12 protein-coding genes are annotated in these 13507 nt (G+C 34.2%); 1 reads left to right on the top strand and 11 read right to left on the bottom strand.

The features are described from left to right. On the top strand, nucleotides 1–646 hold a 646-nt coding region (locus tag BZARG_RS05095; RefSeq protein ID WP_040288038.1), incomplete at its 5' end, for a transposase. A gap of 102 nt (nucleotides 647–748) precedes the next feature. On the opposite strand, the gene BZARG_RS05090 is transcribed toward BZARG_RS05095, so the two are convergent. From BZARG_RS05090 to fbaA, 11 genes are all read right to left on the bottom strand, one after another. Continuing rightward, complete coding sequence (locus BZARG_RS05090; RefSeq protein ID WP_008635851.1) at nucleotides 749–1474, bottom strand: TlpA family protein disulfide reductase; 726 nt, start codon at nucleotides 1472–1474, stop codon at nucleotides 749–751. 798 nt (nucleotides 1475–2272) lie between these two features. After that, entirely contained in the window at nucleotides 2273–3007 is a 735-nt protein-coding gene (locus BZARG_RS05080; RefSeq protein ID WP_008635978.1) for a hypothetical protein, read from the bottom strand. A gap of 1 nt (nucleotide 3008) precedes the next feature. Beyond that, nucleotides 3009–3260, bottom strand: coding sequence for a hypothetical protein (locus BZARG_RS05075; RefSeq protein ID WP_008636055.1), 252 nt, complete (start codon nucleotides 3258–3260; stop codon nucleotides 3009–3011). Nucleotides 3261–3572: 312 nt separating this feature from the next. Next, nucleotides 3573–4772 carry a glutamate-5-semialdehyde dehydrogenase gene (locus BZARG_RS05070; protein WP_008636003.1) on the bottom strand — a complete coding sequence of 400 codons (1200 nt, stop codon included), beginning with the start codon at nucleotides 4770–4772 and terminating at the stop codon, nucleotides 3573–3575. Nucleotides 4773–4782: 10 nt separating this feature from the next. Then, nucleotides 4783–5559 carry a glutamate 5-kinase gene (gene proB, locus BZARG_RS05065; protein ID WP_008636005.1) on the bottom strand — a complete coding sequence of 259 codons (777 nt, stop codon included), beginning with the start codon at nucleotides 5557–5559 and terminating at the stop codon, nucleotides 4783–4785. 4 nt (nucleotides 5560–5563) lie between these two features. After that, nucleotides 5564–6370 carry a pyrroline-5-carboxylate reductase gene (gene proC, locus BZARG_RS05060; protein WP_008635899.1) on the bottom strand — a complete coding sequence of 269 codons (807 nt, stop codon included), beginning with the start codon at nucleotides 6368–6370 and terminating at the stop codon, nucleotides 5564–5566. Between the two features lie 536 nt (nucleotides 6371–6906). Continuing rightward, entirely contained in the window at nucleotides 6907–8343 is a 1437-nt protein-coding gene (locus BZARG_RS05055; RefSeq protein WP_008635881.1) for a glycosyltransferase, read from the bottom strand. Between the two features lie 206 nt (nucleotides 8344–8549). Then, on the bottom strand, nucleotides 8550–10802 hold the full coding sequence (locus BZARG_RS05050) for a polyribonucleotide nucleotidyltransferase (RefSeq protein WP_008636030.1): 2253 nt from the start codon (nucleotides 10800–10802) through the stop codon (nucleotides 8550–8552). Between the two features lie 178 nt (nucleotides 10803–10980). Then, complete coding sequence (rpsO, locus tag BZARG_RS05045) at nucleotides 10981–11250, bottom strand: 30S ribosomal protein S15 (RefSeq protein WP_008635930.1); 270 nt, start codon at nucleotides 11248–11250, stop codon at nucleotides 10981–10983. 168 nt (nucleotides 11251–11418) lie between these two features. Continuing rightward, nucleotides 11419–12276 (bottom strand): acetyl-CoA carboxylase, carboxyltransferase subunit beta, encoded by an 858-nt coding sequence (gene accD, locus BZARG_RS05040; RefSeq protein ID WP_008636006.1) that lies wholly within the window; start codon nucleotides 12274–12276, stop codon nucleotides 11419–11421. 125 nt (nucleotides 12277–12401) lie between these two features. Beyond that, nucleotides 12402–13469, bottom strand: a complete 1068-nt coding sequence (gene fbaA / locus BZARG_RS05035; protein ID WP_008636045.1) for a class II fructose-bisphosphate aldolase — start codon at nucleotides 13467–13469, stop codon at nucleotides 12402–12404. Between the last annotated feature and the right edge of the window lie 38 nt (nucleotides 13470–13507).

Genomic DNA, 13507 nt, shown 5'->3' with positions numbered 1-13507 from the left:
ACTCTGGCATAATTGCGTGGCTGATACCGGCTACAGTAGTGGAGAGAATTATGCGTTTTTGGAGCAGATTAACTTACAGAGTTTTATTCCGCCTCACGGCACCTATAAAGGTGGCCCAGATAATTTTCATCACAATAGAGATCAAGACCATTATGTTTGTCCTCAAGGCGAGATTATCCCCTTTAAAAAAGTGTTTAATGATTATCGCACAGGAACCTTAAAAAAGGAATATCGCGGCACAACGCATCAATGTAAGGGCTGTCCAATAAAGTTGGGCTGTTTGGGGAAAACTGCCAAAGAGAAAAAATTTTCTGTCACGTATTATAAAGCAGAATATGAACGTAATATAAAACGTGTAAATAGTCCGCAAGGCAACTATATGAAGGGCAAACGGCAGAGCACAGTAGAGCCCGTTTTTGGAACCTTTACCCAGTTTATGGGATTAAGGAAAATAAATACCATAGAAATAAAACAGGCAAATAAGGTCATGCATTTAGCAGCCATGGCGTACAATCTTAAAAAGTACTTGAAGTTTACACAGAAATTGGCAAAAACCAAGACAAAAGCGCTTGGTCTTATATTTTCTAAAATAAATGGACTTCAAAACGTAATAATCTTCAATTTGTGGCAACCAAAATTTAACTAAATGACAGTTACATAAAATTCAAAAAGCCCTAAAAAGGGCTTAAATGGGGTCGTTCATTTTGGTTTTAGGCCGTTGTGCAACGGTTACCAGTGTTAGCCACAGTTATTTTAGTTTTTCAATAATCTCAATTATTTCATTTCCTTCTCCCATTTTCAATTCTTCTCCTTCTTTGCTCTCGTATGGAATTCCACCTTTCACATACTTTAATACTCCATTCTTATCTAAAAACAGATTCATCGGATACGCTTGAACTCCTAATTGGTCAGTAAAATCTTTAGCATTTATTAAATGCTCAAAGTCAAACGGATGTTTTTCAAGAAATTTTTCAACATCTTCCTTTTTCTCGTATGTAATAGCAATAAAATTAAAGTCCTCTTTGTACTTTTCTTTTATTTTATTCAAAACAGGCATTTCGTCAATGCAAGGCGCACATCTTGTAAACCAGAAATTAATCATAGTTGGTTTACCTTTTAATTTTTCTGAATTAAAGTTTTTATCCGATAAAGTGGATAAGTCAAATTTTGGAAATTCCTTATTTTTATAATCAGATAAGGGGCCAGAATTAATTAGATTTTCAGGTTTTTTATCACTTATGGCAAAGGTTATTCTTGAAATTATAGAATCTTTTTTTGTTTCTGTGTCATTGATAGTTAAACTTCCGTATAACTGTTTTCCCATCACGTCACTCATTTTAGCAACCTGTTCAGACAGCATTTTATTCGCTTCAGATTCTGTAATTCTATTTTTTCCATCAGTAGTATAATAGGTGGTTTGTGAGTAACTAAAAATAGAAGTAAAAATCAAAAGTATTGTAATCAGTTTTTTCATGGTTGTTTTTTTTTAATTGTGGCTAACGTGTTTGTGTATGATTAGTTGCGTGGTTTAGCAACTAATTTAGCAAACTTTTACGAACCTGAGAATATTCCGAAGGAATATTCCAGATGAGCGGAGACAAAGCAATTAATTATACACGGTGTTGGCATTTCGTTGTTTTTTTATTCTTCGGCTTAATTCCGTTTTTAGTTTTTCCTGCGCTTGAGTGAATTCGGTCAACGATTCATTCCGCAAACTTTTTCAAATCCGATTGAGTGAGCAATTACACAACTTGCTAAACTCAGCATTTAGTTCGGTTTTCATTTTTCAATTTAGATTCCGCAATCGAGCTAAAAGTCCGTTATTGATTTTATTCAGATTTTGATTCCTTATTTTTCTTAAATTTTGATTCTGTACTATAAATTAATATTACAGACGCCAATATAATAAATGATGATATAATTAAAGACCAATAATGTTTTGGTTCTGAAATATTAGAAAAATCTACATTCAAGATACCTATGATACTTGAAATTATTATTAAAATTGATGCTAGGTTTCTTTTAATCATTTTTTGATTATTATTTTCAGTGCGTTCCGCCAATGAATGCCAACGTCTCTGTATATGGCTCGTAGCGTGCAAATTAAACAATTATTTTCGGATGAAGCACGAGCCGAATTTTTAAATTTTACTATTTATCTTTTTTCTCTAAATCGTCAAATTTAAAAATTTGGCGGACTCGCAAATATGCCTTAACTTCGATTAAGCAACTACCTAGCTATGAGCTATATACGTTGTTGTAAAACGTTTTTTTATTTTGTTACTTCCCAAATTCCAATGTTAGCAGGCTGGAAAATATCTGTTTCGTGTTTAATTTGCTGTGACAAATAAATTAGTTTAGTTTCTATGGTTTTCGGTAAATTTAATTTTTCGTCAGTAGCCTTTTCGTAAGCTAATTCATATTCTTCTAAAAACGAACTATATATTTTTCCAAATTCTGTTTGGTCTAATTTAAGTTCAATTACTTTGACTGGCTTTTTCATATCAAAGCTAAACCACTTTGTATAGAAAGTTTCTATTGTCTTATTTATTTTAGTTTGGTTAATTTTTCTCGGCTGTATGTATTGACTTTTTACTGTTTTTATTTCTAAATTTTTAAAATCAGTTGAAAAGTCATTTTGTGCTCCGCAAATAAGAAAATAACATTTGTTATCATTTTCTAAATACAATGATAACCGCATTAAGTCATTAAATATTCTTTGTTTTTCAGCTGTGGTTCTTGTATATCCATTTCTCACATATTTAAATTCAATAGCAGTATTTTTTTTCTTACTATCGATAAAATGCAAATCAAAATTTCGATTTGAAAGTTTTGGATGCAAATATTCCAAAGTCAATTCTTTAAGTTCTGTTCTTTCCAAATACTCTGCTAATGGAAATTTAATGGCACTTTCTGTTAGTACGTAACTTCTGCCAACTGCTGAAGTGTAACTTAACCACCATTGAATTGTATTTGCAAGTTGGATTAAACTTATTTCACGCTCCATATTATAATCTTTGGTCAACAAAGTCTTTATAATCTAATTCGTTAATTCCATCTAAAACGACTCGAACCCAAGGATTGTCAAGATGAATTTCAACAAATTGGTTATGCCCTTTACGACCAACATAATCAGAAACAGCTTTATTCATTATTTGTGTTGGATTATCAGAGTTTAATCCACCTCGTAGAATTGCTATTTTTCCAACTTTTTTGTCTGAATTTTTAATTTCTTGTTCAAAAATTTGAATATCGTTCATTTGTTTTTTAAATGTTTTACAACTTGTTATATAAATTCAAATATAGCTTTTTAGCATTTAAGATGCCGGGATATCAGCACTTTATTGTTGTCTTTAACTTATCAATTATAACTTATCAAGTATGGTGTACATGTGTTATTTTGCTTTCTGGCCTGCTATGTCTATGATGCTTTTTTCAACCTATTCGCTATACTTCTGGATATAAACAGGGAAACTAATGCAATAAGTTAGAATTCAATATGGGAAGTTACAATATAAAAAAACGGCATCAGTTTAAAACCAATGCCGTTTGTAATATGTTTAATTAAATTTTTAAACACGTATATGACCATCGCCAAATACATAATATTTATTCGTAACCAACTGCTTTAAGCCTAATGGTCCACGGTGGTGTAACTTGTCTGTGCTAATCGCTAATTCGGCACCAACACCCATTTGTCCACCATCAGTGAATCGGGTAGAGGCGTTATGATATACGGCAGCACTATCTATTTGTTGCATAAACTTTGCAGCTTCGTTTTTGTCTTCAGTTATAATAACTGAAGAATGTCCTCCAGAATATTTATTAATCATATTAATTGCCTGATCTAATCCGTCAACTTCTGCAACAAGAATTTTCATAGCTAGAAATTCTTCATACCAAGTGTCTTCATTAGGAATTTGATCTTCATTGGTTAAAATAGCGCCAATTTTTTTATCAACAACTAATTCTACTCCAACATGTTCTAGTGTTTTTTGTAGTTCCTTTACTTTTTGGTCGTAACCAGAAATGTTTTTGTCAATCAATACTTTATCTAAAGCGTTACAACCAGAAATTTTATCGGTTTTTGCATTGATAATCACTTTTACAGCTTTTTCCCAATCTGCTTGTTTGGAAACATATAAAAAGTTGTTTCCACGACCCGAAATTAAAACAGCACAGGTTGCGTGATCTTTTACAAACTTAATTAAGCGTTCGCCACCACGAGGTACAATTAAATCGATTTTCTCGGTCGGGTTTCTTAAATACTCTTGAGTTTCTTCACGTTTTAGGTGTAATAGTTTAATCCAATCTTTGGATAAACCATTTTCTTCCAAAGCTTCATGCCAGCACTTTTCTAATATAAGATTAGAGTTAATCGCTTCTTTTCCACCTTTTAATAGGATTTTATTGTTGGCTTTGAAAGCTAAAACAGCCGCTTCAATTGTAACATCAGGTCTGGATTCATAAATAATCATAATGGTTCCAAATGGCGCTGTTTTATTGGTTATTTGTAAACCGGTATCCAAAGTCATATCGGAAATCGTAACACCTACAGGGTCTTCCTGATCGCGTACTTCTTTGATTGCTTGGATCATGCCATCAACTTTAGCAGTGTTTACTACTAATCGGTCGTATAATGCTTGATCTTCTCTGTTAAATGCATCTAAATCTTGTTTATTTGCTTTTATTATATTGTCGCGTTCTCTATCAATAATTTTAATCATTGAAGTTAAAACGTTATTTTTTTTATCTGTATGTAATAATTTCATATGAATTGTTTTAGTGAATAAATTTTGTTCCTACCTCTTTATTATCAAGGATGTCAACAATTACGTTTGCTCGTTTTCCATTCGCGATATAAGTTGGAATGTCTTTTTTTGCAGCACCTTTAGCAATACGTAATTTAGACGCCATGCCACCACGGCCTTCGCCTTCTTTTTTACCAGAAGCTTTTACGTATTGTTCCACATTTTGATTACAGGTAACTTCTTTAATTTTTATCGAATCTTCATCGTCAGGATGTCCTGTGAAAAGCCCCTCTGTATCTGATAAAATAATTAGGCGATCGGCATCAATTAATTCGGCTACTAAACTTGCTAACTCATCATTATCTGAAAACATAGACATGGTAATGGAAACAGCATCATCTTCATTGGCAATAGGAATAATGCCTTCCGATAATAACCCTTCGTAACAATTAATCATGTTTTCACGATGTATTCCTGGGTCAAAATCTCGTTTTGTAGCTAATACTTGTGCGCATCTCATACCATAGTCGTGAAAGAGACTATAATAATGACGCATCATTCTAGGTTGTCCAACTGCTGAATAGACTTGGCGTCTAATAGCTTTGTCGGTTATGGCTGTATCGCCAATTACTTCTCTACCTGCCATAGCAGAACCCGAAGAGACTAAAACCACCATAACATCGCGCTCATAGAGCACAGCTATCTGGCGAACCAGTTCTTTTAAAACGGGGCCTAAAATACGGTTGTCTTTATTTGTTAATACGTTTGTTCCTACTTTTACTACTACGCGCTTAATGTCGTCGTCCATGTCTTTATTTTTCTTTTCCTAATTCTATTGCTCTATCAAATGCGGCATATGCGGCATCTTCAATAAGCTGTTTAACATTGTTATCGTCCATAGAGTCTATGGCTGCTTGTGTGGTTCCTCCTTTACTTGCTACACGGTTAATCCATGTTTCTGGAGAAATATCCGATTGATTAAATAATTCAATAGCACCTTCAAATGTATTGCTTACTAATACCTTAGAATCGTACGCGGAAAAGCCCATCTTTAATGCGGCATCCAGCATGGATTGCATAAAGTAAAATACATAAGCGGGGCCACTTCCTGAAATACCTGTTGAGGCATCAATAAATTTTTCTGTTTCTACATGAATGGATGTTCCTGTAGTATCTAATAAGTTGCGAACCATAATAAGTTCGACTTTAGAAACCGCTTCCGATTCCGTGTAAGAGGTAACGCCTTTGCCAACTTTAGCTGGTAGGTTAGGCATAGCGCGAACTACTTTTGTAGCGCCTAATCCGTCTTTAATCGTGTCAATAGTTACACCTGCCATTAAGGATACGAATAGTTGTTGCTGATTTATTTGTGGCGCCATTGTTTTAAATAACTCTGCAATATGGAACGGCTTCACAGCAAGAAAGACGATATCTGCTTTTGGTAAGCAATCCTCTAAATTGTCGTAAACGTCAAAATGTGGTTCTTTGTTTAATTTTGTAATTTTTTTTGGATCAGTGTCATATATTTTTAAATTCTGTTTTCCTAATAACGGCGATTTTGCCATTCCTTCAGAATACGTTAATCCCATATTTCCTGCTCCAATTACTAATACTTTCATGTTTTTGTAATGTATTGATTATCAATATTAATTTCTCTATAGTGTGCAAGGACTATACGGAACACCCTTAAAAAATATTTAATTTTAATAAATCCCATAAAAACGAGTCGTATAGTCGATTGTTGATATATTCTCGATAATATAGCGCTTTTATTGCGAAATGTATAATGTTGTCTTTTGTTGAATCTGACAAAAAGGTGACAGCCTGTCGGTGGTTTTCAATTTATTAAATCTCAAAACGAACGTTTATGCCATAAAAAAAGTCCTACATTTTTAAGTAAGACTTCTTTTTACGATTGAAACTGCTCCTACTCAATTAATTTGTAGAATTTTATTAAACCTTTATTAAAACAAGATTCTTTAAAGTTTTACATGTATCAAGTATTTTATTCTATTTTTTAAAGCGTTAATTTAAGACTAGAATTCAGACAACTTTCTAATTTTACAAATTATTCCTTCTGGTATTTAATAAACCAATCTATATTCTATTAGTTCCAAAATTTTTCTGAAGGGTCTTGTTTCTGTTTTCTTTTAATTTATTTCTTTTCAGCTAAACCACGTGTTAACCAGCCACGTCTACTCGCCGTTGCAATAGCATATGGTGTAATCCAAAATAAACCAAAAGTATATAGAATACTATAAGTATAGGCCCAAAAGGACGCTTTTATTTCATAACGATGCGCGAAGAAAAACACTGAAAATGTAGAGGTTACTAAAATACTTAACAATGTAGATCCTAAAAATAATAAGGGATGCGTTACAACAAAAAACAGCATAAAGATTACAAATGGATAGCTCATGATTATGCTTGTAGATTGACTAATAAAAAGTAGTCGGGTACCAAATTTGTTTTCCTTCTTAAAGTTGGTAAACACATATTTGGCCATGTTAATATTCTCACGAACATTGCTACGTCCCCATCTGATAAACATTTTATATAATCCTGGATACTCCTCTGGAACATTAGTAAAGGCAACTGCATTTCTTTGAAATAGCACGTGTTTTCCTTGTTTTAAAATCATGTTGGTCATGGCACGATCTTCACCTATATCAGAAGGTTGTCCCATAAAGGTTTGATTAATCCATTCTGGCAAACATGCAAAAACAGCTTCACTGCGGTAAGCAGCCAAGGCTCCTGGTGTACATAAAACAGAGTTCATTGCGCTTTCAGCCGAACGTACAAATTCAAAACTCATAACAAAACTGACGTCCAACATTTTTGGAAGCATGGCTTTTGTGTTGTTTAAAACACGAATATTTCCAGCAACAGCACCACAATTTTTATCTGTAATAAAGGGGCTTACTAAATTACGTAACGTTTCTGGGGTTACTACAGAGTCACTATCAACCGTAACAAAAACTTCGCCAGTTCCTAAATTAAAGCCACGATATAAGGCATGACGTTTTCCTTTGTTTTCTGGTTGTTTAAAAATTTCTACGCCATCGCCTAAACGTTTCTTCGCATTTACCATCCAATCCCAAGTGTCGTCTAAACTACCATCGTCAATAGCTAGTAGTTGAATTTTTCCTTTAGGATAAGCGCTGTTCGCTAAACTCATTAGCGTATCCCATACTTGTTTTCCTTCATTGTAGGCAGGAACGATTATGGTAACCGTTGGTAATTTATCATCCGAAACAGATTCAATAGGCTTATATTTAAAGTATTTATAGGCCATGAAAATAAAGTAGAATGTTTTAAAAGCAAATAGACCTCCCGCAGTAACTAAAAAGGTAAGACCTATTATGGAACTTTTTCGATCGGCATTAAATTGTTGAAAATCATTATGAAATACAGTAAATAAATAAACACCCATAGCAATAAATATGAGAGTACTTAATAAAGCAATACCATTATATGAACTTTCAGTTTTACCATTACTGTGCGTGGTGAAACCTAAAAAATGTTTTAGTTTTTGAGCCTTGATTCGTGTGTTAGTATGTGGTTTTTTCAAAGTAGTGTTATTTGCAGCCATATCTCGTTCTGTCGTTTGTTATTTAAGCCTTTGTTTGATGTACGACGTTAAATTGGTTTTAGATTTTTTTTAATCTTTTTTTAAGATAAAAAGCATGGGTTTAACTTATTTTAGATGTATTTGGAATAAATAATTTATTCTTCTCGCATAAAAAACCTCACAATTTATAAAAACGGTGAGGTTTGATTTTATTAAACAGAAGACTTTTAGTCTTGTTTATCTTCTCTCGGCTTCCTGTCATCACGACGGTTGTCACGACCTTTATTGTCACGAGAACCACGATTATCACGCCCACCAGAACGGCTATCTTCTCTTGGCGGTCTTGCTACATAACCTTCAGGTTTAGGCAAAATAGCTTTGCGAGAAACTTTTTCTTTACGTGTTCTTGGGTCTTGTCCAAAATACTTCACATCAAAAACGTCACCCATATTAACTACATCGCTAACATTTTCAGTTCGTTCCCAAGCTAGTTCACTTACATGTAAAAGAACTTCGTTTCCTGGCGCATCCATATATTCAACAACAGCACCAAAATCTAACATCTTGATTACTTTTACTTCATATACGCTACCAACTTCCGGTTTAAATAAGATAGAATCTATTTTTGCCATAACAGCATCAATACCTTTTCTACCAACACCTAAAATTTCAACAATACCTTCTTCGGTAACTGGATCTTCGTTAATAACGATAGTTGTATCCGTTTCCTTTTGCATTTCCTGAATAACTTTTCCACCAGGTCCAATTAAGGCACCAATGAATTCATTAGGAACACGTCTAGTTATCATTGTAGGAGCATGCTCCTTAACTTCTGCATTTGGTGTAGCAATCGTTTCAACTAACTTCTCTAAAATATGTAAACGACCATTACGAGCTTGTTGTAGTGCAGCTACTAAAATCTCGTATGATAAACCTTTTACTTTAATATCCATCTGACAAGCAGTAATACCATCAGCCGTTCCTGTAACTTTAAAGTCCATATCTCCTAAATGATCTTCATCACCTAAAATATCAGATAAAACAGCATATTTTCCAGAATTAGCATCAGAAATTAATCCCATTGCAATACCAGAAACTGGTTTTTTCATTTGAACACCAGCATCCATAAGTGCCATTGTACCTGCACAAACTGTAGCCATTGAAGAAGAACCGTTAGATTCTAAAACTTCAGATACAACTCTTACAGTGTAAGGGCAATCTTCAGGAATCATTCCTTTTAAAGCACGTTGAGCCAAGTTACCATGACCTACTTCTCTACGAGATGTACCACGGATTGGTCTAGCTTCACCTGTACAAAACGGTGGGAAGTTATAATGTAAATAGAAACGCTCTTCACCTTCATGAGATGGCATATCTATTTGGTTAGCATCTCTAGAAGTTCCTAAAGTTACCGTTGCTAATGCTTGCGTTTCTCCACGTGTAAAGATTGAAGAACCATGTGTAGAAGGTAAATAATCTACTTCACACCAGATTGGTCTAATCTCATCTGTTTGTCTTCCGTCTAAACGTAAACCTTCATTTAAGGTTAAATCACGAATAGCTTCTTTTTCAGCTTTACGGTAATAATCAGAAACTAAACCACCATAATCAGCTAATTCTTCTTCAGAAAAAGTTGCTTTAATGTCTTCTTTTATTTGTTGAAAAGCAGCGCTGCGTTCATGTTTAGCTGATCCAGCTTTTGCAATAGCATACACTTTATCATAAGCCATATCATGAATTTTCTTGGCTAAATCTTCTTCTTTTCTTTCACCAGCATATTCACGAACAGCTTTCTTTCCAAATGCTTCTGCTAATCTTACTTGCGCAGCACATTGTACTTTAATTGCTTCGTGAGCAAACTTAATAGCTTCCGCCATTTCTTCTTCAGAAATCTCATCCATTTCACCTTCAACCATCATCACGGAATCGGCAGAAGCCCCAATCATCATATCGATGTCAGATTCTGCTAATTGTGCACGTGTTGGGTTGATTATGAATTCGCCATTTACACGACCAACTCTTGCTTCAGATATTGGACATTCAAAAGGGAAATCTGATAATTGAATAGCTGCCGAAGCGGCTAAACCTGCCATTGCATCTGGCATAACATCATCATCATGAGACATTAATTGAATCATTACCTGTGTTTCAGCGTGATAATCACTTGGAAATAATGGACGTAAAACACGATCCACTAAACGCATAGTTAATACTTCGCCATCACTAGGTCTTGCTTCTCTTTTGAAGAAACCACCTGGATAACGACCAGCTGCTGCAAATTTCTCTCTGTAGTCTACCGTTAATGGTAAAAAATCAAGATCTTTTTGTTCGTAATTGGAAACAACTGTACATAACATCATACATTTTCCTGACTGAACAACAACAGAACCGTGAGCCTGTTTTGCTAGTTTTCCTGTTTCGATAGTGATTTCTCTACCATCGCCAAGGTCTATAACCTCTTTAAATACTTTTGGAATCATAAATTTTTAATTCTAATTAAACATTGGTAGTTGTGTTGTGTAGTAGTAGTGTCCAATGAAAAACCTTTAGTCCCAAATTCGCTTTGGGATCTAGCTTCTTATTTTTTCGGGTTTTTAACTCTGCCGAATGAGCTGATTATAAAACAAAAAAGAGGCCGCGAAGCCTCTTATAGTGTGATTATTTTCTTAATCCTAATTCTTTAATTATAGCACGATATCTTAAAACATCTTTCTTAATTAAGTAATCAAGTAAAGCGCGACGCTTACCAACTAACATTACTAATGAACGCTCTGTATTATAATCTTTACGATTATTTTTTAAGTGTCCAGTTAAGTGTTCGATACGTTGCGTAAATAATGCAATTTGTCCTTCTGCACTTCCAGTATCGGCTTTTCCGCTACCGTGTTTAGCAAAAAGATCTTGCTTTTCTTCTTTTGATAAATACATTCTAATATTATTGTAAATGATTGTTATGTATTACCCAATTAAATTGAGTACATGATGAAAGATTTTCTTTCAAGCTGCAAATATAGTAAATTTTAATTATTCAATCGTTTTTTGTTAAAAAAAGACAACCACTGTTTTGTAGCGCTTTATCTAACAGAAAATTGCCCATTACGCTCGTAGCGGTTGATTGGTAATTAAATCAATATATAAATTAACTTTGTCTTTTAAATCTCTTCGGTGTGTTATGAAGTCCAAGAAGCCGTGTTCTAGTAAAAACTCCGATGTTTGAAAATCTTCTGGTAAATCTTGTCCTGTTGTATCACGAACTACACGCGGTCCAGCAAAGCCAATTAAGGCGCCAGGTTCTGCAATATTAATATCGCCTAACATAGCAAAGGAAGCGGTTGTTCCTCCCGTTGTTGGATCTGTAGCTAAAGAGATATACGGAATACCTGCATCGGCTAATTGCGCTAACATAACCGAAGTTTTAGCTAGTTGCATTAATGATAAAGCAGCTTCTTGCATACGTGCACCTCCAGATTTGGAGATAATCATAAACGGTAATTTTTTCTTTAAAGCATATTGTGCTGCACGTGCTATTTTTTCACCTACAACAGATCCCATAGAACCACCAATAAATGTAAAATCCATACAGGCAACGACTAAATCGTTTCCTTTAGATTTTCCAACGGCTGTACGAACAGCATCAGTTAATTTGGTCTTTTCTTGTGCTGCTTTTAAACGGTCTGGATATTTTTTAGTGTCTTCAAACTTTAATGGGTCTTTAGATTCTAGTTTAATATCAAACTCTTTAAATTTATTATCGTCAAATAAGATTTTAAAGTACTCGTTACTTCCAATTCTTACATGATAACCATCTTCAGGACTTACATAAAAGTTCTGCTCTAATTCTTTAGCATCAACAATTTTTCCTGTAGGCGATTTATACCACAACCCTTTGGGTGTGTCCTTCTTTTCTTCCGTAGAAGTTTGAATTCCTTTTTCTTTTCGTTTAAACCAAGACATATCGATTAACGATTTTAAGTTATGCGAGTAACGTTTTTAACTATTAAAAGCCGTTAGGATTCGCGTTAATTAGACTCGCAAAATTACACGTTTAATTGGATTGACGTATTTTTTGCCCTATTATTTTATAAAGTGTTGACGTTGTTTAGGTCTTCAAAAGCCTTTTTTAAACGTTCTACAAATGTTATTTCTCCTTTACGAAGCCAAACACGAGGGTCGTAATATTTTTTATTTGGGATATCATCGCCATCTGGATTTCCTATTTGCGCTTGTAAATAGTCTTTCTTTTCTAGTATATAATCACGAACACCTGTTGTAAAGGCATATTGCATATCGGTATCGATGTTCATTTTAATAACACCATAGCCAATAGCTTCGCGAATTTCTTCAACTGAACTTCCAGAACCGCCATGGAATACAAAATCTATATGATTATGTCCTACATTGAATTTTTCTGAAATATGTGCTTGAGAATTCTTAAGAATTTTTGGCGTTAATTTAACGTTACCAGGCTTGTAAACACCATGTACATTTCCAAAAGCGGCAGCAATAGTAAATTGATCGCTTACTTTGCTTAATTCTTCATAAGCATAAGCAACTTCGTCTGGTTGTGTGTATAATTTGGAATCGTCTACATCGGTATTATCAACACCATCTTCTTCGCCACCTGTAATGCCTAGTTCAATTTCTAACGTCATGCCCATTTTGCTCATGCGTTCTAAATATTTTTTACAAATTGCAATGTTTTCTTCGATTGGCTCTTCACTTAAATCAATCATATGTGAGCTATAAAGTGGTTTTCCAGTTTCTTTAAAATGCTGCTCACTAGCATCTAATAAACCGTCTATCCAAGGCAATAGTTTTTTAGCACAATGATCTGTATGTAAAATTACTGGAACGCCATAAGCCTCTGCCATTAAATGCACATGTTTGGCACCAGCAATACAACCAGCAATAGCTGCTTTATGGTTTTCATTGCTTAAACCTTTCCCGGCATTAAATACACCGCCACCATTAGAAAATTGAATAATAACAGGGGCGTTTAAATCGCGAGCAGTTTCCAGGACACCATTGATACTGCTTGATCCAACCACGTTTACAGCTGGCAAGGCAAAACCTTTTTCTTTAGCTAATTTAAAAATAGCTTGAACTTCGTGTCCGGTTGCAACACCCGGTTTAATAGAATGTGACATAGTTTGTTGTTTTGTTGTTTTTTTAATGAAACAAAAAT

Source organism: Bizionia argentinensis JUB59 (assembly GCF_000224335.1).
Classification (GTDB): domain Bacteria; phylum Bacteroidota; class Bacteroidia; order Flavobacteriales; family Flavobacteriaceae; genus Algorimicrobium; species Algorimicrobium argentinense.
This window is presented reverse-complemented; position numbering and strand designations above follow the sequence as displayed.

Coding starts and splice junctions, on each gene's coding strand:
- BZARG_RS05090 (WP_008635851.1), bottom strand. CDS start 1,474: ATGAAAAAACTGATTACAATACTTTTGATTTTTACTTCTATTTTTAGT.
- BZARG_RS05080 (WP_008635978.1), bottom strand. CDS start 3,007: ATGGAGCGTGAAATAAGTTTAATCCAACTTGCAAATACAATTCAATGG.
- BZARG_RS05075 (WP_008636055.1), bottom strand. CDS start 3,260: ATGAACGATATTCAAATTTTTGAACAAGAAATTAAAAATTCAGACAAA.
- BZARG_RS05070 (WP_008636003.1), bottom strand. CDS start 4,772: ATGAAATTATTACATACAGATAAAAAAAATAACGTTTTAACTTCAATG.
- proB (WP_008636005.1), bottom strand. CDS start 5,559: ATGGACGACGACATTAAGCGCGTAGTAGTAAAAGTAGGAACAAACGTA.
- proC (WP_008635899.1), bottom strand. CDS start 6,370: ATGAAAGTATTAGTAATTGGAGCAGGAAATATGGGATTAACGTATTCT.
- BZARG_RS05055 (WP_008635881.1), bottom strand. CDS start 8,343: ATGGCTGCAAATAACACTACTTTGAAAAAACCACATACTAACACACGA.
- BZARG_RS05050 (WP_008636030.1), bottom strand. CDS start 10,802: ATGATTCCAAAAGTATTTAAAGAGGTTATAGACCTTGGCGATGGTAGA.
- rpsO (WP_008635930.1), bottom strand. CDS start 11,250: ATGTATTTATCAAAAGAAGAAAAGCAAGATCTTTTTGCTAAACACGGT.
- accD (WP_008636006.1), bottom strand. CDS start 12,276: ATGTCTTGGTTTAAACGAAAAGAAAAAGGAATTCAAACTTCTACGGAA.
- fbaA (WP_008636045.1), bottom strand. CDS start 13,469: ATGTCACATTCTATTAAACCGGGTGTTGCAACCGGACACGAAGTTCAA.